Origin of the sequence: Streptomyces sp. NBC_00102 (assembly GCF_026343115.1) — a bacterium.
Lineage (GTDB): Bacteria > Actinomycetota > Actinomycetes > Streptomycetales > Streptomycetaceae > Streptomyces.
Window position 1 is genome coordinate 1795771 of record NZ_JAPEMC010000001.1, and the last position, 18419, is coordinate 1814189.

Annotated in this window: 21 protein-coding genes; 11 read left to right on the plus strand and 10 right to left on the minus strand. The window is 70.2% G+C overall.

Going from position 1 to position 18419, the window contains the following annotated elements; genetic code table 11:
* Positions 1 to 25 precede the first annotated feature (25 nt).
* On the plus strand, positions 26 to 361 hold the full coding sequence (locus OHA55_RS07975; RefSeq protein ID WP_266704159.1) for a YnfA family protein: 336 nt from the start codon (positions 26 to 28) through the stop codon (positions 359 to 361).
* Positions 362 to 406: 45 nt separating this feature from the next.
* On the opposite strand, the gene OHA55_RS07980 is transcribed toward OHA55_RS07975, so the two are convergent.
* Positions 407 to 760 carry a cytidine deaminase gene (locus OHA55_RS07980; RefSeq protein WP_266704161.1) on the minus strand — a complete coding sequence of 118 codons (354 nt, stop codon included), beginning with the start codon at positions 758 to 760 and terminating at the stop codon, positions 407 to 409.
* 32 nt (positions 761 to 792) lie between these two features.
* Positions 793 to 1686 (minus strand): helix-turn-helix transcriptional regulator, encoded by an 894-nt coding sequence (locus OHA55_RS07985; protein WP_266704163.1) that lies wholly within the window; start codon positions 1684 to 1686, stop codon positions 793 to 795.
* 105 nt (positions 1687 to 1791) lie between these two features.
* Between OHA55_RS07985 and OHA55_RS07990 the strand changes: the two genes are divergently transcribed.
* Together OHA55_RS07990 and OHA55_RS07995 are read left to right on the plus strand one after the other, a co-directional pair.
* A complete protein-coding gene (locus OHA55_RS07990; RefSeq protein ID WP_266704164.1) occupies positions 1792 to 3222 on the plus strand; it encodes an MFS transporter in 1431 nt (476 codons plus the stop codon).
* Between the two features lie 106 nt (positions 3223 to 3328).
* Positions 3329 to 3805 (plus strand): GNAT family N-acetyltransferase, encoded by a 477-nt coding sequence (locus tag OHA55_RS07995; protein WP_266704165.1) that lies wholly within the window; start codon positions 3329 to 3331, stop codon positions 3803 to 3805.
* Between the two features lie 74 nt (positions 3806 to 3879).
* Here OHA55_RS07995 and OHA55_RS08000 read toward each other — a convergent pair whose 3' ends face one another.
* On the minus strand, positions 3880 to 4434 hold the full coding sequence (locus tag OHA55_RS08000) for a GNAT family N-acetyltransferase (protein ID WP_266704166.1): 555 nt from the start codon (positions 4432 to 4434) through the stop codon (positions 3880 to 3882).
* Positions 4431 to 5684 (minus strand): helix-turn-helix transcriptional regulator, encoded by a 1254-nt coding sequence (locus OHA55_RS08005; RefSeq protein WP_266704167.1) that lies wholly within the window; start codon positions 5682 to 5684, stop codon positions 4431 to 4433. The genes OHA55_RS08000 and OHA55_RS08005 overlap by 4 nt, the downstream gene beginning before the upstream one ends.
* A 308-nt stretch (positions 5685 to 5992) precedes the next feature.
* On the opposite strand from OHA55_RS08005, the gene OHA55_RS08010 reads away from it, so the two are divergent.
* The 7 genes from OHA55_RS08010 (at position 5993) to OHA55_RS08040 (ending at position 10749) form a co-directional block, all read left to right on the plus strand.
* Positions 5993 to 6355, plus strand: a complete 363-nt coding sequence (locus OHA55_RS08010) for an ATP-binding protein (protein WP_266704169.1) — start codon at positions 5993 to 5995, stop codon at positions 6353 to 6355.
* A gap of 89 nt (positions 6356 to 6444) precedes the next feature.
* Entirely contained in the window at positions 6445 to 6978 is a 534-nt protein-coding gene (locus OHA55_RS08015) for a hypothetical protein (protein ID WP_266704171.1), read from the plus strand.
* 236 nt (positions 6979 to 7214) lie between these two features.
* On the plus strand, positions 7215 to 7511 hold the full coding sequence (gene tgmA / locus OHA55_RS08020; protein ID WP_266704173.1) for a putative ATP-grasp-modified RiPP: 297 nt from the start codon (positions 7215 to 7217) through the stop codon (positions 7509 to 7511).
* Entirely contained in the window at positions 7511 to 8476 is a 966-nt protein-coding gene (gene tgmB / locus OHA55_RS08025; protein ID WP_266704175.1) for an ATP-grasp ribosomal peptide maturase, read from the plus strand. The genes tgmA and tgmB overlap by 1 nt, the downstream gene beginning before the upstream one ends.
* Positions 8476 to 9609, plus strand: a complete 1134-nt coding sequence (locus OHA55_RS08030; protein WP_266704177.1) for a methyltransferase domain-containing protein — start codon at positions 8476 to 8478, stop codon at positions 9607 to 9609. The genes tgmB and OHA55_RS08030 overlap by 1 nt, the downstream gene beginning before the upstream one ends.
* Before the next feature lie 52 nt (positions 9610 to 9661).
* Complete coding sequence (locus OHA55_RS08035; protein WP_266704179.1) at positions 9662 to 9994, plus strand: DUF6087 family protein; 333 nt, start codon at positions 9662 to 9664, stop codon at positions 9992 to 9994.
* A gap of 170 nt (positions 9995 to 10164) precedes the next feature.
* A complete protein-coding gene (locus tag OHA55_RS08040) occupies positions 10165 to 10749 on the plus strand; it encodes a GNAT family N-acetyltransferase (protein ID WP_266704181.1) in 585 nt (194 codons plus the stop codon).
* A 341-nt stretch (positions 10750 to 11090) separates the two neighbouring features.
* Here OHA55_RS08040 and OHA55_RS08045 read toward each other — a convergent pair whose 3' ends face one another.
* The 5 genes from OHA55_RS08045 to OHA55_RS08065 all read right to left on the minus strand — a co-directional run bounded on the left by OHA55_RS08045 (position 11091) and on the right by OHA55_RS08065 (position 15585).
* Positions 11091 to 11444, minus strand: a complete 354-nt coding sequence (locus OHA55_RS08045; RefSeq protein ID WP_266704183.1) for an MmcQ/YjbR family DNA-binding protein — start codon at positions 11442 to 11444, stop codon at positions 11091 to 11093.
* Positions 11445 to 11487: 43 nt separating this feature from the next.
* Positions 11488 to 12801: a hemolysin family protein gene (locus tag OHA55_RS08050; protein WP_266704185.1), complete on the minus strand. Its 1314-nt coding sequence runs from the start codon at positions 12799 to 12801 to the stop codon at positions 11488 to 11490.
* On the minus strand, positions 12798 to 13295 hold the full coding sequence (ybeY, locus tag OHA55_RS08055) for an rRNA maturation RNase YbeY (protein ID WP_266704187.1): 498 nt from the start codon (positions 13293 to 13295) through the stop codon (positions 12798 to 12800). The genes OHA55_RS08050 and ybeY overlap by 4 nt, the downstream gene beginning before the upstream one ends.
* Positions 13296 to 13307: 12 nt before the next feature.
* A complete protein-coding gene (locus tag OHA55_RS08060; protein ID WP_266704189.1) occupies positions 13308 to 14324 on the minus strand; it encodes a PhoH family protein in 1017 nt (338 codons plus the stop codon).
* Positions 14325 to 14472: 148 nt separating this feature from the next.
* Positions 14473 to 15585 carry a carbohydrate kinase family protein gene (locus OHA55_RS08065; protein ID WP_266710473.1) on the minus strand — a complete coding sequence of 371 codons (1113 nt, stop codon included), beginning with the start codon at positions 15583 to 15585 and terminating at the stop codon, positions 14473 to 14475.
* A 426-nt stretch (positions 15586 to 16011) separates the two neighbouring features.
* Here OHA55_RS08065 and OHA55_RS08070 point away from each other — a divergent pair, with 426 nt between their 5' ends.
* Positions 16012 to 17370 carry a sugar MFS transporter gene (locus OHA55_RS08070; RefSeq protein ID WP_266704191.1) on the plus strand — a complete coding sequence of 453 codons (1359 nt, stop codon included), beginning with the start codon at positions 16012 to 16014 and terminating at the stop codon, positions 17368 to 17370.
* On the opposite strand, the gene OHA55_RS08075 is transcribed toward OHA55_RS08070, so the two are convergent.
* Positions 17334 to 18326 (minus strand): adenosine deaminase, encoded by a 993-nt coding sequence (locus OHA55_RS08075; protein WP_266704193.1) that lies wholly within the window; start codon positions 18324 to 18326, stop codon positions 17334 to 17336. The two genes, OHA55_RS08070 and OHA55_RS08075, sit on opposite strands and share 37 nt — an antisense overlap.
* Positions 18327 to 18419 lie beyond the last annotated feature (93 nt).

An 18419-nucleotide genomic window follows, 5' to 3' on the forward strand; every position in this document is an offset into this window, starting at 1 on the left:
GGCTCCGCGGCGATAGCGTGCCCCCATGCTCGTCGCCCGTTCCGCCGCCCTTTTCCTCGTCGCCGCCCTCTTCGAGATCGGGGGCGCCTGGCTGGTCTGGCAGGGCATCCGCGAGCACCGGGGGTGGGCCTGGATCGGCGCCGGGGTGATCGCCCTCGGCGTGTACGGCGCGGTGGCGACCCTGCAGAGCGACGACAACTTCGGGCGCATCCTCGCCGCTTACGGCGGGGTCTTCGTGGCCGGCTCGATCGCCTGGGGCATGGTCGCGGACGGCTACCGCCCGGACCGGTACGACGTCGCGGGCGCGCTGATCTGCCTCGCCGGCATGGCCATGATCATGTACGCGCCCCGGGGGCACTGAACCGGCCACGGCCGACCCGCGTCGTCCGCGAGGACGTGGGGGAAGTCACCCCGCGGTGACCCGCACCCGCACCGTCCCGTCCGGACCCGCCAGGAACACCGGAGTGTCGGCCCCACCGAGGTCGCGCACCGCGGCCCGGTCCTCGTCGGCCGGGTTCTCGGCGTCCGAGACCACGGCTGCGGCTTCGAGCGAGGTGGCCCCGCTGGCCACGGCCATCGCGACGGCCGTCTGGAGGGCGGTGAGCCGCAGCGACTCCAGGGCCACCGTGCCCGCCACGTACGTACGTCCCGTCTCGTCCCGTACGGCCGCGCCCTCCGGCACTCCGTTGCGGGCGCGGGCGCTGCGCGCCAGGGTGACGATCTTGCGGTCCTCGGCCCCGAGGTCGGTGCTGTCAGTCATGTGCCGAGCATACGAACCGTGTGGCGCGCGCCTCATCCCGGTACCGGGTACATCGCGTCGCGCCGCCCTTCCGGGGACGCCAGCCACTTGAGCCGTTCCTCGGTGCCGGTGCCGGGCAGCGGGGTGTGCAGCACGATCGCCAGGTCCGGGCGGGCGGGCACCCGCAGCTGGGTGGACTCCACCTGGAGCGTCCCGGCCGTCGGATGCTCCAGTTCCTTGCGCATCTGCCCGCCGGGCGCGATGTCGCGCTGCTCCCAGAGCGCGGCGAACTCGGAGCTGGCCTCCTTCGCCTCGGCGACCACGGCCTGGAAACCCTCGTCCTCCGGGTTCTCCGAGCAGCCCGCGCGGAACTGCGCGACGACCATCGGGGCGATCTGCTCCCAGGTGGTGGCGCGGGAGCGGTAGACGTCGTCGGTGAAGAAGGAGATCAGGCAGTTCTGCACGATGCCGGGGCGCAGCCCGAGGACGAGGGAGGCGGCGTCGTTGTAGAGCACGACGTTCCAGTACCGGTCCATGATGTGCGCCGGGAACGGCATCCACGCGTCGATGAGCCGCCGCAGCCCGTCGCACATGTCGGCGTCGGCCGGATCGACCTCCGGGGCGGGCGGGTTGAGCCCGGCCAGTACGTACAGGTGGCGGCGCTCGGCGCTGGTGAGCCGCAGGACGCGCGCCACCGAGTCCAGCACCTGCGGGGAGACGGTGATGTCGCGCCCCTGCTCCAGCCACTGGTACCAGGAGACCCCGACGCCCGCGAGGACGGCGACCTCCTCCCGGCGCAGCCCCGGGGTGCGGCGGCGCGCACCGCCGTCGGGGAGACCGGCCAGGGCCGGGGTGACCCTGGCCCGGCGGCTCATCAGGAACTCCCGCAGCTCGGCGAGCCGGTGGGCCTTGGCGTTGTCCGTCGTCGAGCGGGCCGGTGTCGCCACGTCACTCCCCTGGGTCGGCACCACCTGGTCGCACCAACTGGTGTTCGTACCAACAGGATAAAGAGCGTCTCCCCACCCCTGCCGCGTGCGACCGAAGGTTGGGACATGGCGATCGAATCCCCTCCCGAGGCCACCGGCATCCCCGGTCCCGCTGCCCCCTCCCTTCCGGATGCAACCCGTCCGGCCCGGCTCTCCGGCCGGTCCCGGCTGATCCTCATGGTCCTGTGCGCCGCCCAGTTCATGGTGGCGCTCGACTTCTCCGTACTGAACGTGGCGCTGCCCGCACTCGGCACCGACCTCGGGCTGAGCACCTCCCAGCTCCAGTGGGCCATCACCGCGTTCGCCCTCCCCTCCGGCGGATTCCTGCTGCTCTTCGGGCGGATCGGCGACCTCTTCGGGCGGCGGCGGCTCTTCCTCGCCGGTCTGGTCGTGTTCGGGGCGGCCTCGCTGCTGGCCACGCTCGCCTGGAACCCGGCGGCCTTCCTCGCCGGACGCGCCCTCCAGGGGCTCGGCGCAGCCGCGATCGTGCCCACCGGGATGTCGCTGCTGACCACCACGTTCAAGGAGGGCCCGGAACGCGACCGGGCGCTGGGCATCAGCGGCACGCTGCTCTCCCTCGGCTTCACCGTGGGCATGGTGGCCGGCGGCGTACTCACCGACACGCTGGGCTGGCGCTCCACCATGGGCCTGCTGGCACTCGCCTCGGCGGGCGTCCTGACCCTCGCCCCGAAGGCGCTGACGGAGTCCCGTACCCCGCACCGGCCCAAGCTGGACGTACCGGGCGCGGTCACCGTCACGGGCGGACTGCTGGCCCTGATCTACGCACTGTCGACCGCCGCCCAGGACGGCTTCGGGCACACCGACGTCCTGCTCACGCTGGTCCTCGGAGTGGCACTGCTGGTGACGTTCGCGGTGGTGGAGTCGCGGGCCGCCGAGCCGCTGGTCTCCCTGCCGATGCTGCGCCGCCGGACCGTGGCGTTCGGCAACCTCGGCGGGCTGCTGACCTTCGCCCTGATGTCCACCGTGGTCTTCGTGCTGACGCTCTACCTCCAGGACGTCCTGGGTCTGTCGGCCTTCGCCACCGGGCTGGTCTTCGGGGTGCAGGGCCTGCTCTCGGCGGTGGCCGGTACGTACGCCCCCCGGGTCATCGGCCGCTTCGGCGCCCGCCGCACCCTGGTCGGCTCGCTCCTCGGCCAGGGCGCCTTCGTCGCCCTGCTGCTGGCCCTGGGCGCGCACGGCGGAGTGCTGGTCGCCACGGTCGGCGTCTCGCTGGCGAGCATGTGCCACCTGGGCGCCATCGTGAGCTACGGCCTCGCGGTGACCTCCGGCGTCCCGGACGCCGAACAGGGCCTGGCCACCGGCCTGGTCACCACGACCCAGCAGGTCGGCCTGACCCTCGGCATCCCGCTGCTGGGCGTGCTGGCCACCACCCAGGGCGAGCTGTTCACGGGGGTCCGTACCGTCATGGCGCTCGACGCGGCGCTGCTGCTGGTCGGCGCGGCGGTGGTGGGGGTGGGGCTGCGGCGGCGGGGGTGAGGCGGGCGGTGCTGCGCGCGCCCCGCACCTTGGAGGAACGGCCCCTGACCAGGTCAACGGTCAGGGGCCGTCGCGGTGTCAGTGCCACCTGGCAGACTCCGCCGGTATGAGTGATCAGGTGCGTCTGCGAGACGTCGAACCGGTCGATCTGGAGGAGTTCCTCGCGCAGGAGCACGATCCCGAGGCGGTACGGCGGTCGAAGTTCCCGCCCCGGGAGCGGGACGCCTTCATGATCCACTGGAGGACGAAGGTCCTCGGGGACCCCGCCAACTTCGTGCAGGCCATCACGGTGGACGGAGAACTGGCGGGCAACGCGGTGGCCTGGTGGGCCGAGGACCGGCGCTTCATCGGGTATTGGCTCGGTCGGCAGTACTGGGGCCGGGGCATCGGCACGCGGGCGCTGGGCCTGTTCCTGGAGCGGGAAACCGCCCGCCCCCTGCACGCCGATCCTTTCGCCGGGAACACCGGCTCGGTGCGGCTGTTGGAGAGGCTGGGCTTCCGGCGTACGGGGACGGTGACGTACGGCGAGAACGAGCACATCATGCTGGTGCTGGACGGGGGCCCCGGGCAGGCCGCGTCGTAGCTGTCCTGCGGTTTTCGGCAGGCGGGCTGACACCCCTTCAGCAGCACACGACCGGACGTTGCCTCGCGGGAGCATTAACGCTGGCGCACGGGCCTGGTCATGGACGCAAATACCGGGGAGTCGGAGAACGGCTGCTGGTCGCCGACCTTCCGGTAACCCCAGGCTTCGTACCTGGCAAGGACAGCGCCGTTCCCAGCCGTCGGGTTGACGAGGAGAGTGACACGTTCCTCCTTGCGCTGAGCAAGCCACGCCTCGTGAATCTGCCAGGCAATGCCACGCCCTCGCCAAGGCTTACGAACGACGATTTCGTTCAGGGCGACGGTACGTGTGCCGTTCTCTTCGGTGTATCCGTCCGGCAGTGGTGTGGTCATCGCGGACCACCAGCGGGTGTCGGGGCCGAGCGGCACACCGAATGCGAAACCGACAGGCTGGCCGTCTTCATAGCCGACGGTCGCGGCCCAGCCCGGCCGTGACGCGTAGCTGCTGAGCCGTTCGTCGAAACGCGCGACCTCGTAGAAGGGCCCAGTGAGTCCGAAGTCGTTGTGCCGGACCTCTACATGGATGTCCAGGAGGTCCTGCCGGATCTCGGGGAGCCGGTCTGCGGTGTAGTGGCGGATCTCGACGGTCACAGGGGGCCCTTTCTGCTGCCGTACTGCTCTTTCCAGGATGCCGTTGCCTGAGCGCGGGGGGCGCGGTCGGCCAGCTCTCGGGTGAACGTGCCCAACAGTCTCTCGATGCGCCCGGTCAGTGAATCACTCACAGGATCTTGCAGTACAGAGGTGGCAGTCGCGCAGGCCAGCTCCACGTCGCCCTGGTGAAGTTGGGAAAGCGCCAGGTGGGTGGAGTAGAACCACCGGTTTCTGGCATAGGTGGGACGCAACTCACTCAGGGTTCGGTGGAAGTGGGCTTCGGCCTCGTCGTGGCGGCCGAGCCGGGACATAGCGAGCCCCGACAGGCCGCTCAACTCGGACTGATCGTAGAAGGCAATCCACGTGGGCCGCAGCTCGCCCTTGTCTGCTCGGAGGAAGGAGTCGACGGCACTGTCGAGACTGCGTCTCGCCGAACGCGCGTCACCTGCTTCCGCCTGAACTGCTGCGAGCCGTGCGGCTGCAAGCGATCGGGCGAGCGGGTCCCTCCTGCACGTGGAGGATGCCCGCCCGGCTTCCGCGGCGGCAAGAGCGTCGTGTGGGCTCTTCTTCTGAGTCGAGAGCACCGCCGCGTGTCCCCAAAGTCGCAGCTGGATGTCCGCGTTGCCCGAGAGGCCGGCCAGACGCATGGCCCGTTCGAAGTGGCCCTCCGCCCGATCGGGCTGGTAGGCGTCGAGGGCTGCCCACATGGCGGTTCCGGTGAACGCTGCGGCGAGGTAGTACAGCCGCTGGCGGACGCGCTGACTCGCAGAGCCGACCGCTTGCAACTCCATGGCGTGGTGAGCGAAAGCGACAGCTCTGGTCTCAAGGCTGACGGTGCCGCCGTGAGAGTTGTCGGCGGCCACCAGCCCCGCGAACGCCGCATCGAGGCGGTCCACATCAGCCATGCCGATGCGGGGGCCCGGTGTGGGCGGTAGAACAGCTGCGGCGGCGATCCCCGCTGCCGCGCCGGCGAAGGTGCGTCGCAACACGCTTTCCTCCGATGGAGTAGGGCTGGGCTGGTCAAACCCTAAGTCCTTGATCGAGCAGTCGAAGACGTGCTCCAAGGCGACCCGGGTGCGACCGATCGGTCGGCGAGTACGGCCGTGGAGCAGGTTCCAGATCGTACGAGCGGACACGTTCCCGGTGCTGCCCGTGATCTGCCGCAACGCGACATTCATCTCCTCGGCCAACTGTTCCTGCGTGTAACCGAGTTCGATCATCTTCGTCGCGAGCGCCAGGTTGGGTGCCATGCGGCCGACCGTACCGCGGTGCCGATCGTTATGTCGCAAATCTGCAAGGTAAAGATTTCCGGTTCTCTGCGCGAAGTCCACGCGGAACTATTCGTGTTGCACCCCTGACGAGAGCCGTTGAATGAAGGGGAAGCACCTCCTGGCCACTTACTCGGCCGCACCGGGAAGGGCACCGAATGAGCCGGTTCCGAAGCATGTCCTGTAGTACCACCGCCTCTCGCGAAGGAGCACCGCATCCTCGCGGCGCGACCAGCCTGGGCGTGGCGGCAATGTGCCCGTTCTCCTTCCCGCACCGATACGTGGCCGTCGTGCCTCGGGACACCTGGCTGGTTCGCGAGCAGCGTCACTTGGTCGCGGAGCGTCTGGCGGAGTGGGGTGTCGGCAGCAACAGTTCGGCCGACGCCGTCCTGATCGTGAGCGAGCTCCTGTCCAACGCGATGCTGTACGGGCAGTCGAACGAGATCGGCGTGTCCGTCTCGTCCTCGCAGCGGGAGACCCGCATCGAGGTGGACGACCGCACCCCGGGCACATGGCCTGCGCGAGTCTGCGCGACGGATGAGGACGAGAACGGGCGCGGACTCCTCCTCGTGAAGGCGCTGAGCAAGGCGTGGGGCATCGACCGAAACGGTGCGCTCGTCTGGTGCACCGTCTCCACGGACGGTGCCCAGTGACGAGTTCAGCGCCTGTCGGTGGCCCAGCGCTCACCACGCCCGACCTCTTCCGCAGCGGCCCTCACCACCCCACTCGACGGCAGGGCACCATGAGCCAGACCTCGCCCGAGACGATGCCGCCGGCGTGCCGTATCCGTGGCTTCGCCTGGATACCGAACGAGCACGGCGACATCCTGACCGTTCTGGTGAACGCCGGGAGGGGGGACGGGTACCACCTGCTTCCGGGCGGCCCTGCCGGTGACTACGAGTCGAGCCTCATCTCGATGGCCTACAGCGTCCGGCACCAGACGGGCATCGAACCGGTACCTCTCGGGCTCCTCGGAACCGACTGGGTACCGCGCTTCCCGGCCGAGCTGGGGATCGAGGCCATGGGCCAGGACTTCGTCTACCTCTGCGCCCAAGTGAGTAGTGATACCGACATCAACCCACCTCGGGCACCGGAGGGCGGCGAGTTGGAGGTGTCGGGGTACGCGTGGCTCAACCCCGAAACGGCCCGCACCTGCATGAGCCCGGACCAGTACCGACGGTTCCGCTGGATGTGGAGCGCGTGGAGAAGCAGCTCGATCATCGTGCTCCAGGGCGGACGTCCCGCACTCGGTGAAGCCCGTGGAGCGAGGCTCTGATCCACCACTCCGGCAGGGTGCCTGGTACACCCGGGCCCCTGAGCCGTCCGCAGCCGGTCGTCCTCGGGCCCGACCTCCTGACCGGCCCGCCGACGTTCAGCCAGCCCCTCACCCCAGCCGCACTCACGGCCCCGGACCCCCTGGCGCGGGGTCACCTTCAGCCCGTGTTCTCCCACAACGGTCCCGCGCCCGGCCTGCACCACCCCGTACGACTGCCCGAGACAGGAGAAAACCCAATGACGAACACGTTGCTCCGTGAGGCATTCCCCCTCACTCCGCCAGGGGGACGCACCCCCTTCAGCTCCGAGCTGCCGTCCTCGCCGGAGACCCGCCCGTGGGCCCTGCGCTTCGCCCGCACCCCGGACTCCACCGGAGCGGTGGCGATCCCGGCGCACGTCTACGACACGGACCGGCAGGTCAACGTGTCCTACGACGGAGGTGTACTGACCGCCATGGCGAACACGCACACGGCAACGATCCCGGACGGCCACATCAAGAATCCGCCGCCGCTGGACGAGGGGCCGAAGGACTGATGGCCGCGCCCGTCCTGATCGTTGCAGCCTCCGACGACTGGCCGACGGACAGGGTCGTCACGGAGCTGGACCGCCGCGGCGTCGAGGTGTTCCGCATGGACACCTCCGACTTCCCGCAGCATCTCGCCCTGGCCGGAAGGATCGACCAGGAGCACGGCTGGACGGGCGAACTCGCCACCGGGCATCGGATGGTGGAGATGTCCCGGATCGGCGCGGTGTACTACCGCGCCCCCGGGGCGTTCCAGTTCCCTGAGGGCATGTCCGGCCCGGAGGAGAGATTCGCCGCATCACAGGCCCGCGCCGGTCTCGGAGGTGTGCTGTCGGCGCTGGAGTGCCGGTGGGTGAACCATCCGACGGCCATGGCGCGCGCCGAGTACAAGCCGGTGCAACTCGCCGCCGCACGTGCGAGCGGACTCAGTATCCCGGCCACCCTCATCACGAACCGCGCGGAGGATGTGCGGACCTTCGCCAAGGAGACTGGCCGGCCCATCGTGTGCAAGCCCGTCGCCTCGCCAGTCCTGATCGAGGGCGGCCGGCTCAAGTCGGTCTACACGCGACGTCTGGAAGATGCCGACCTGGCCGACCTGCGGGGCATCGATACGACAGCGCACCTCTTCCAGTCCTGGATCGACAAGGACCACGAAGTGCGGCTCACCATGGTCGGCGGCCGTGCCTTCGCCGCCGCCATCCACGCCGGCAGCGCCGCCGCGCATGAGGACTGGCGCAGCGACTACGGGTCATTGACCTACACCACCACTACGGTGCCCGAGGACGTCGCGCAGGGGATGCGACGGCTGATGGCTCGCCTGCAACTTCGCTACGGTGCCGCGGACTTCGTGGTGGGTCCGGACGGCAGATGGACGTTCCTGGAGGTCAACCCGTGCGGTCAGTGGGACTGGATTCAAGGCCACACGGGTCTCCCCATCGTCGAGGCCATCGTTGACGACCTGACAGGAGGATCGTGATGCATTGGAAACCGCACGCCGCGGCTCTCGCGGCCGAGGTGGCCCATCCAGGCTCGGACTGGTGGCTGCCCGTAGCAAGTACGCCGCGACACCAGTTCGTGGAGCGGTGGTTCACCGCCGGACCGGGCGGTTGGACCGCCGTGGACGGTTCGGACGACGAAGAGGCATGGGCGGCGGCCTCGTACTCGGACACGACCCTGGTCACGCAGATCGGGCCCGTGCACGCCGACCACACCCAGACCGGTCTGACTGTCACCGGGCATCCCACATCGTCTTCCACGCATCCGAGTCTCGTCGTCACCATGCTGCGGCACGGCCGGCTCATCCCCGGGGTCCGGTTTCTGGACCTCGCCACCGGTTCCGGGTACAGCGCAGCCCTGGCGTGCCAACGGCTTGGCGATCAGCTCGTCACCACCCTGGACGTCGACCCGTACCTCACTCTTGCCGCTGGTGACCGCCTCCACCGCGCGGGCCTCCACCCGCAGGTGGTGAGGGCGGACGCCACCACTGCGGCGCTACCGGGAGAGTTCGACCGGATCGTGTCCATGGTGTCCGTGCCGCGCGTCCCCGCAGAGTGGTTGACGGCTCTCGCACCCGGCGGGCGACTCGTGACGACGATCGCCGGCACGGGCCTGATCGTCACCGCTGACAAGAATCGGGACGGTTCGGCGTCGGGGCGCGTCGAATGGGACCGGGCGGCGTTCATGAAGGCCCGCAGCGGGACCGACTACCCGCCCGCGCTCGACGATCTGTTCATCACGGCCAGTACGGAGCATGGAGATGTTGCCGTGTCCCCGCTCCCCGTGCTCGACGTCGTGCAGGCGTGGGAGGTGTGGTCGATGCTCACTCTGACCGCGCCCGGCATCGAGCACCGCACCGGAACGGCGGAGGACGGCAGTCGCATGACGTGGATGCTCCACCCCGACGGTTCCTGGGCACGCGCGCGTACGGCGAAGGGAGAGCGCACCACCACCGTTCACCAGGGTGGACCTCGACGCCTGTACGACCTGCTGGACAGCATCCGGTGGCGGTGGATCGAGCAAGGCGAACTCCCGGTCTACGGAGCGAAGATCACCATCACCCCTGACGGCGAGACCACGTTCACCCGCGGCGGGTGGGGCATCACCCTGTGACCGGGCGCCATGTCCGGCAGACTGGATCGGACCGACGAGGAGGAGGTTCCCGGTGGACGACGAACCCTTGGAGGAGTGGGCCGATCGGCGAGAACGGCGAAGGCCCGAGGTCGGTGAGCGGCGGACGGTTCCGCTCGGGAACGGCGTGGGGCGTGGGGCGCACGTGGATCCCGACGCACCACGCGCTGTTCAGGTGTGGGACGGGCACCAGTGGGTTCCGGAAGGCGTCGCCGAGGACTACTCCGCCACGGGCCGGGCGACCGCCGACGAGGACATCTCCTCGCGCGCAGAACGGGTCGATCTTCCGACGTTCGGGAGGCTCCCTACGGCACCGGAACCGTACCGGCCGACGATCCCGTTCTACCGACCGGACAATCATTCGTAATCTCTGCACTCAAGCTTGCGCCGGCGCCCCGAACCGATCCCGATGCGCCTCCTCCACGCATGCTTCGCGGGACGCGACGCTTCTCCTGCCGAGAAACCCACCCACACCAACGCGTACGTCGGGACCTGCACCCCGGACGGACCTGTGGCGAACGCCGCCGAGAGGACTGCATGAACACCGCGAAGATTCTGCTGAGTGGAGACCGGCTCGCGCTCGCGCAGCCTCGGCGGGAGATGCTGGAGACCTACCACCAGTGGGAGAACGACCTCGGCACCCTGATGGGGTACGGCAACCAGGTTCCGCAGTCCTGGGAGGCCCGCGAGGCCGGATGGGAACGGCAGCGGAAGAACCGCGACTACGTGCAGTTCGAAGTGGTGCGGCTGGAGGACGGCGCCCCCATCGGAATCACGACCCTCATCCTGGACACGTACGTGCGCACAGCGGAGTTCGTGATGCTGCTGGGCTCGGAATTCCGCGGCCAGGGGTACGCCACGGAGGCCGTGCACCTCACGTTGGACTGGGGGTTCCACGTAGCCGCGCTCCGCATGGTGTGGCTGAAGGTGCTGGAACCCAACGAGGCCGGGAGAGCCGCGTACTCGAAGGCGGGCTTCAGGCAGGCCGGGCGCCTTCGCCGTGCCGGCCACTGGATGGGGGAAGTCGTCGACGAGCTGATGATGGACGCCCTCCCCGAGGACTTCCCCGGGAAATCGGCGGTACGCGGCACACTGTCGGCGGCAGGCCGAACTGCATCTTGAAGAGGACGAGTTGTCGGCCCCCTGCCGTACGGTGAAGCCATGCCTACGACAGCCACCGAGCTGACGTTGGGGGCCGTCAGCGACTTGGTCGAGCGCAAGGTCCTGACCGTCACCATCCGCATCTTCTGACCGGGGGAGCCGGTCTTCAACGAGAAGACAAGGACTCTACGACCGGGTGCCGACCTCTCGTCCACAAGGGGCTGGCGTGATCTTCGGACAGCGGACCTGACTTCGTCCTCTGCTGGAGGACCGGGCACACGTGGACGACTCCAACTGGGAGCGCGACAGGAACTGCCTGCGCCCCCGGTACGTTCACCGGGGGCGCCGAGGACCACCCACGTTCAAGCCCGGTCCAGCCGGAGCCTCTCCGCCCGGGGCAGCCCCGCCACCACCAGGTCGTAACTGTCCTCGACCAGCTCGCGAACCAGCTTGGCGGGGAGTTCGCCGACCGTGACGGTGTTCCAGTGGCGCTTGTTCATGTGCCAGCCGGGGACGATCGCCGGGTACTCCTCGCGCAGGCGCACCGCTTCGTCCGGGTCGCACTTGAGGTTGACGGTGAGCGGGCGGGCGTCCAGGGCGCTCAGCGCGAACATCTTGCCGAGCACCTTGAAGACCGAGGTCTCCGGCGTGAAGGGGAACTCCTCCACGGCCTCGTTGAAGTCCAGGCAGAGGGCCCGCAGTTGTGCGCCGTTCATTCCGACTCCGTTTCCCGTGCTCCGACTTGAGCCACCTGGGCGACTACTCCGCCTTCGCCTCCGTGTCCGGCTCCGCATCCGAATCCTGAGGTTCCGGCTCCACCAGTACCGTGACGATCTTGTTGCGGCGCCCCGCCGTGGACTCCGCCGTCAGCCGCAGCTCGCGGCCGTCCGGGAGGCTGATGACCGCCGTCGCACCGGCGATCGGGACGCGGCCGAGTGCCTTGGCGAGGAGGCCGCCGACGGTCTCGACGTCCTCGTCGTCGTACTCGACGAACCCGAAGAGCTGCCCGAGGTCGCCGATGTCCAGGCGGGCGGTCACCCGGTAGCAGCCGTTCTCCAGCTCCTGGACGGGTGGGAGTTCCCGGTCGTACTCGTCGGTGATCTCGCCGACGATCTCCTCCAGGATGTCCTCGATGGTGACGATGCCGGCCGTGCCGCCGTACTCGTCGATGACGACGGCGACGTGGTTGCGGTCCTGCTGCATCTCCCGCAGCAGGTCACCGGCGTTCTTCGTGTCGGGGACGAACACGGCGGGCCGTATCGCCGTGGAGACGAGGTCGGCCTCGGATTCGCGGTTGATGTGGGTCTTGCGGACCAGGTCCTTGAGGTAGACGATCCCGACGATGTCGTCCTCGTTCTCGCCGGTGACCGGGATCCGGGAGAACCCGGAGCGCAGCGCGAGGGTGAGGGCCTGGCGGATGGTCTTGTACCGCTCGATGGCGACCAGGTCGGTGCGGGGCACCATCACCTCGCGGACGAGGGTGTCGCCGAGCTCGAAGACGGAGTGCACCATGCGGCGCTCGTCGTCCTCGATCAGGGACTCCGCCTCGGCGAGGTCGACCATCGCGCGCAGCTCCGCCTCGCTGGCGAACGGTCCCTTGCGGAACCCCTTGCCGGGGGTGAGGGCGTTGCCGATGAGGATCAGCAGCTGCGGGATCGGGCCCATGATCCTGGCCAGCGGCAGCAGGACGTACGCGGCGGCCGTCGCCGTGTTCAGCGGGTGCTGGCGGCCGATGGTGCGGGGCGAGACGCCGATGGCGACGTAGCTGACGAGGACCATGACCCCCATCGCGACGGCCAGCGCCTCCCAGGTCTCGGAGAGTTCCTGGAGGCAGGCGTACGTGACGAGGACACCGGCCGCCATCTCGCAGGCGACCCGCACCAGCAGGGCGACGTTGAGATAGCGGGTCGGGTCGGAGGCGACCTGCGCGAGTTTCGCGCTGCCGCGCCGTCCGGCCCGGACCGCCTCGGCGGCCCGGAAGCTGGACATGCGCGCGATGGCGGTCTCGGCACAGGCGGCGAGCCAGCCGACGATCACCAGCAGGACGGCTCCGGCGACGAGCGGAAAGCTCACGAGACCGTGGGAGCCGGGGAGGGGCCGGTCAGCCCGCGCTCGCCCCGCCAACCGTCCACGATGGCGGCCTGCAGGCCGAACATCTCGGCCTTCTCGTCGGGCTCCTCGTGGTCGTACCCGAGGAGGTGCAGCACTCCGTGGACGGCGAGGAGCTGGAGCTCCTCGTCCATGGAGTGCCGCGTCTCGGCCTCTTCGCCCTGCCGCTTCGCGACCTCCGGGCAGAGCACGATGTCACCGAGGAGGCCCTGCGGGGGCTCCTCGTCGTCCTTCGACGGCGGACGGAGCTCGTCCATCGGGAAGGACATGACATCGGTCGGGCCCGGGAGGTCCATCCACTGGATGTGGAGCTGCTCCATGGCGTCGGTGTCCACCACGATCACCGAGAGTTCGGACAGCGGGTGGATCCGCATCCGGGCGAGGGCGTAGCGGGCGATGTCGAGGATCGCCTGCTCGTCGACCTCGGTTCCGGACTCGTTGTTGACGTCGATCGACATGGTGCGCTGAAACTACTTCCCGTTGGTACCGGCTCGGTCGTCGTACTTCTCGTACGCGTCGACGATACGGCCGACGAGCTTGTGCCGGACGACATCCTGGGACGTGAGCCGGGAGAAGTGGACGTCCTCGACGCCGTCGAGGATCTCCTGGACCTGCCGGAGACCGCTCTTGGTGCCGTTCGGGAGGTCGACCTGGGTGACGTCACCGGTGATGACGATCTTCGAGTCGAAGCCGAGGCGGGTGAGGAACATCTTCATCTGCTCGGCGCTGGTGTTCTGGGCCTCGTCCAGGATGATAAAAGCATCATTCAGAGTACGGCCGCGCATGTATGCGAGCGGCGCCACCTCGATCGTGCCCGCCGCCATCAGGCGCGGGATCGAGTCGGGGTCGAGCATGTCGTGCAGCGCGTCGTAGAGCGGGCGCAGGTACGGGTCGATCTTGTCGAAGAGCGTGCCGGGCAGGAAGCCGAGCCGCTCCCCCGCCTCGACGGCGGGCCGGGTCAGGATGATGCGGCTGACCTGCTTCGACTGGAGCGCCTGGACCGCCTTCGCCATGGCGAGGTAGGTCTTGCCGGTGCCCGCGGGGCCGATGCCGAAGACGATGGTGTGCTTGTCGATGGCGTCGACGTACCGCTTCTGGTTGAGCGTCTTGGGGCGGATGGTGCGACCGCGGTTGGAGAGGATGTTCTGCGTGAGGACCTCGGCGGGGGTCTCGCCCTGCGGGTCGCCCTCGCCGTTGCCGGCTGCCCTGAGCATGGCGATCGAGCGTTCCACTGCGTCCTCCGTCATCGGCTGCCCGGTGCGGAGCACCAGCACCATCTCGTCGAACAAGCGCTGGATGAGGGCGACGTCGGCGGGGTCGCCCGTAGCGCTTATCTCGTTTCCCCGTACGTGAATATCGGCTGCGGGGAATGCCGTTTCGATCACGCGCAGCAGCGAGTCGCCCGATCCCAGGAGCATCACCATGGGGTGAGCGGCCGGAATCCTGATGTGGGCACGCGCCTGTGGCCGTGTGGGTGACTGAGTCATGGGCCGGCCCTCGGGCCTGCGCATACCTCCTGTTGCGGGGTTATCGCCGGTCGACAACCTCTGCGTCCAGCCTACGACTCCGCGCCGACATCACCGAGGGGTTTTGCGACCCGATCCGGTACGCCCGGAGCGCACCGGAGAGGCCCTCTCAGGGCGCCCGGAAGCCGATGGTGGGCACCGCGCGGCGCAGCGGCCAGGGGCGGGCGGCTGCGGGCAGCAGGCGCTCCAGGAAGGCGTACCGCTCCAGGGCGACCGGGTCCTGGGCCTCGAAGGTGCGGACCTGCTGCCACCAGGCCGCGATCTCGGCCCAGCCGGGTGCGGAGAGCGAGCCGCCGAATTCCTGTACCGAGAGGGCGGCGGTGAGGCCGGCGAAGGCGAGCCGGTCGGCGAGCGGCCAGTCCGCGAGGGTACCGGTGACGAACCCGGCGACGAAGACGTCGCCCGCGCCGGTGGGATCGAGGGCCGCCACGTCGATGGCGGGGACCTCGGCGGTGGTGCCCGTGCCCGCGTCCACGGCGTAGGCGCCCTCGGCGCCGAGGGTGACCACGGCGAGCGGTACGTGTTCGGCCAGCGCGTGGGCCGCGGCGCGGGGGGTGTCGCGGCCGGTGTAGCGCATGGCCTCCTCCGCGTTGGGCAGGAAGGCGGCGCAGTGCGCGAGGTCGGGCAGGGCGGCCAGGTCCCAGCGGCCGGTCTCGTCCCAGCCGACGTCGGCGAAGATCTGGGCTCCGCGCTTGGCCGCCCCAGCGACCCAGGGTTCGGTGCGGCCCGGGGTGAGGGAGGCGACGGCGGCGCGGGCGCGGGGCGGGCAGTGCGGGAACGCGCGCCCTTCCGAGCCGGGGGCGGCGGCCGGGGGCGGGGCCTCGTGGCCGTGCGAGACCATCGTGCGCTCGCCCTCGTACGCCATGGAGACCGTGACGGGCGAGTGCCAGCCGGGGACGGTGTGCGACATGGAGAGGTCGATGCCCTCGCCCTGTTCGAGGGCGTCCCAGCAGTACTCGCCGTAGTGGTCGTCGCCGAAGGCGGCGGCGAGCGAGGTGCGCAGGCCGAGGCGGGCGAGGGCGGTGGCCATGTTGGCGACGCCGCCGGGGCTGGAGCCCATGCCCCGGGCCCAGGACTCCGTGCCGCGCACGGGGGCGCTGTCCAGGCCGGTGAAGACGATGTCGAGGAAGACCGTGCCCGTCAGGAAGACGTCGCAGGCCGGGTCCTCGGGGACGCGCAGCCCCACCAGAGGATCGACGGCTGGGCTGGTGTCGGTGCTCATCATCTGCTCCCCGGGGGTGCCGTGCTGCTGAGGTGCCGTGTCGACGTGGATCGCGGGCTCCCCGGCATGCTCCACCGACGTGCTCCGCGTCCTTGCGGAATCCGGCCAGTCTGCCCGATTCCTGCGCGTTCCCGCAGCCTCCACGCTCCCTGGGGTCGGCTGGGTTGACCTGCATAAACATGCAGCGCTGCCCCGGCCGATCCGCGGCAAACATCAATGTGTCGCAGATCACATAATCCCGCCTTTCGGTCGACTGTGCGTGCTTGATACAAATTGCCCGGCGAACACGATCGGGTACGAAGACCGGGGAACCGCCCTTCTCCCCCCATTTCTCGCGTCACCCTGGTGCTCCCCCACCTCTCTTCACCCCCCGCGCCACCCTCCCCCCACCCCCTGCCGGCCTCCGGCATGTCTTCAGGAACGCCCATGTCCTCGCGCCCTCGCGCCGCGTGGCCCCTGGTCGCCGTGTTCACCGCCGGTTACCTCGCCGCTTATCTGCTCCCCACCGTCGTCGGGCGGCTCAGCGCCCATCTCGGTCTGACCACCTCTCAGGCCGGGCTCGTCGGCAGCGCCCTGCTGCTGAGTTCGGCCTCCGCCGGTTTCACGCTCGCGGGCCGGGTCGAGCGGTTCGGGGCCCGTGGCCCCGCGCGGCTCGGGCTGATCCTCGCGATCACCGGGTACGGCTGCGCAGCCCTGACCACCTCGGTGCCGCTGGTGGTGCTGGGCGCCGTCGTCGGCGGCTTCGGCTCGGGCACCGCCACCGCGGTGGCGGCCTCCGGGATCGCCGCGCAGAGCGACCCGCACCGCACCTCCTCGCTCGGGCTGCTCAGCGTCTCCGCGACCGCCGGCGCCCTGTATCTGACGATCCCGCACCTGGGCGGCGGCCACCGGCTGCCGTTCGCCGCCATCGCGCTGGTCGCCCTGCTCGTCTGGCCGGCCACCTCACGGCTCGACGCACCGGTCCCCGCCGCGACCGGTACCCCGGTCACCGGCCGTCTGCCGCACCGGCGTTCGGGTCTGCTGCTGGCGGGCGGGATGCTCGTCTGGTCCATGGCGCAGAACGCGCTCTGGGGTGTCAGCAGCCGGATCGGCGTGGACCAGGTGGGGCTCTCCGAGGTCACCGTCGGCGCGGTGTTCGCCGCCGCGCTGGGCGCAGGGCTGCTCGGGGTGATGGGCGCCGGGGCGCTGGGCTCCCGGCTGGGCCGGGCGGTACCGATCGGCTGCGGCACGGTCGTCATCGCGGGGAGCATCGTGCTCAGCGCTTCGGCGCGGGGCCTCGGTTCGTTCGCGACCGGCGAGGTCCTGTGGAACACCGTCTACCCGGTGGTCCTCTCGTACCTGATCGGCCTGGCCGCCTCGCTCGACGTACGGGGCCGCTGGGCGGTCCTCGCGGGTTCCGCCTCCTCGGTCGGGGTCGCCTGCGGACCGGTGCTGGGCAGCGTGCTCTCGGAGGGGGCCGGGTTCCCCGCGATGGGCCTGATCCTCGGAGCGGCGACCCTGCTGGTGGCGGCCCCGGTCACGGCGGTCGCGCTGCACGCCGGCGGCCGTCCGCTGGTGCCCGGTTCGGTGCGCCGCCGCGGTGGCGCCCCGGCCGCGCTGCTCGCCGCCACCACCGGCGGACTGCCGGGTGCGGTGCCGAAGCTCGGCGCGCCGGAGCAGGCCGTCACGGAACTCGCCGTACCCGCCCTGCGCCGCAGGCGGCTGGGGCGGAACGCGTTCCGGACGGCCGGTCCGGCGGGCGGGGACGGTCAGTCGAACACGTACGCCTCGACCTCGGACAGGTAGCGCGCCCTGCGCTCCTCGTCGTGGTCGAGGAAGGCCGCCTCGAAGGAGTTGCGGGCCAGCGTGCGCAGCTGCTCGTGGTCGAGGGCGAGCGCCTCGTGGACCGCGTGGAAGGTGTCTCCGACGTATCCGCCGAAGTAGGCCGGGTCGTCGGAGTTCACCGTGCAGTGCAGCCCGGCTGCCAGCATGGCGGGCAGCGGGTGCTCCTCCAGGATGTCGATGGCGCGCAGCCGGACGTTGGAGAGCGGGCAGAGGGTGAGCGGGATGCGGTCGGCGACGAGCCGGGCGACCAGCTCGGGGTCCTCCATGCAGCGCAGCCCGTGGTCGATACGCTCGACGCCGAGGACGTCGAGGGCCTCGTGGATGTACTCCGGAGGGCCTTCCTCGCCTGCGTGGGCGACCTTGCGCAGGCCGAGCCGGCCGGCCTCCTCGTAGACCTCGCGGAACTTGGCCGGCGGGTGGCCGACCTCGGCGGAGTCGAGGCCGACCGCGGTGATGCGGTGCAGATAGGGCCCCGCGGCCGCCAGCGTCTCCAGGGCCGAGGCGGCCGACTGGTCGCGCAGGAAGCAGAGGATCAGCTGGGTGGAGATGCCGTGCTTCTCCTCGCTGCGCTCCAGCGCGCGGCCGAGTCCCTCGATGACGGTCCCGATGGGGACGCCCCGGGCGGTGTGGGCCTGCGGGTCGAAGAAGATCTCGGCGTGCCGGACGCCCTGGGCGGCGGCCCGGGCGAGGTAGGCGTCGGCGAGTTCGGCGAAGTCCTCCTCGGTGCGGAGCACCGCCATCAGCGCGTAGTACAGGTCGAGGAAGCTCTGCAGGTCGTCGAAGAGGTACGCGGTGCGCAGCTCGTCGGTGGTGGCGTAGGGCAGCGTCACCCCGTTGCGCCGGGCCAGCTCGAAGGCCAGCTCGGGTTCGAGGGTGCCTTCGATGTGGAGGTGGAGTTCTGCCTTGGGGAGGTGCACGGTGTCTCGCTCACGGAGTGGGGTGGTGAGGTGGATCGGTGGCGCCGGGTGGGCGCCGGTGGACCGTGGTGCCGGGTCGGCACGTCGGACCGT

Coding starts and splice junctions, on each gene's coding strand:
- OHA55_RS07995 (WP_266704165.1), top strand. CDS start 3,329: ATGAGTGATCAGGTGCGTCTGCGAGACGTCGAACCGGTCGATCTGGAG.
- ybeY (WP_266704187.1), bottom strand. CDS start 13,295: ATGTCGATCGACGTCAACAACGAGTCCGGAACCGAGGTCGACGAGCAG.
- OHA55_RS08045 (WP_266704183.1), bottom strand. CDS start 11,444: ATGAACGGCGCACAACTGCGGGCCCTCTGCCTGGACTTCAACGAGGCC.
- OHA55_RS08070 (WP_266704191.1), top strand. CDS start 16,012: ATGTCCTCGCGCCCTCGCGCCGCGTGGCCCCTGGTCGCCGTGTTCACC.
- OHA55_RS08030 (WP_266704177.1), top strand. CDS start 8,476: ATGCATTGGAAACCGCACGCCGCGGCTCTCGCGGCCGAGGTGGCCCAT.
- tgmB (WP_266704175.1), top strand. CDS start 7,511: ATGGCCGCGCCCGTCCTGATCGTTGCAGCCTCCGACGACTGGCCGACG.
- OHA55_RS07975 (WP_266704159.1), top strand. CDS start 26: ATGCTCGTCGCCCGTTCCGCCGCCCTTTTCCTCGTCGCCGCCCTCTTC.
- OHA55_RS08065 (WP_266710473.1), bottom strand. CDS start 15,585: ATGAGCACCGACACCAGCCCAGCCGTCGATCCTCTGGTGGGGCTGCGC.
- tgmA (WP_266704173.1), top strand. CDS start 7,215: ATGACGAACACGTTGCTCCGTGAGGCATTCCCCCTCACTCCGCCAGGG.
- OHA55_RS08060 (WP_266704189.1), bottom strand. CDS start 14,324: ATGACTCAGTCACCCACACGGCCACAGGCGCGTGCCCACATCAGGATT.
- OHA55_RS07990 (WP_266704164.1), top strand. CDS start 1,792: ATGGCGATCGAATCCCCTCCCGAGGCCACCGGCATCCCCGGTCCCGCT.
- OHA55_RS08005 (WP_266704167.1), bottom strand. CDS start 5,684: ATGGCACCCAACCTGGCGCTCGCGACGAAGATGATCGAACTCGGTTAC.
- OHA55_RS08040 (WP_266704181.1), top strand. CDS start 10,165: ATGAACACCGCGAAGATTCTGCTGAGTGGAGACCGGCTCGCGCTCGCG.
- OHA55_RS07980 (WP_266704161.1), bottom strand. CDS start 760: ATGACTGACAGCACCGACCTCGGGGCCGAGGACCGCAAGATCGTCACC.
- OHA55_RS08015 (WP_266704171.1), top strand. CDS start 6,445: ATGAGCCAGACCTCGCCCGAGACGATGCCGCCGGCGTGCCGTATCCGT.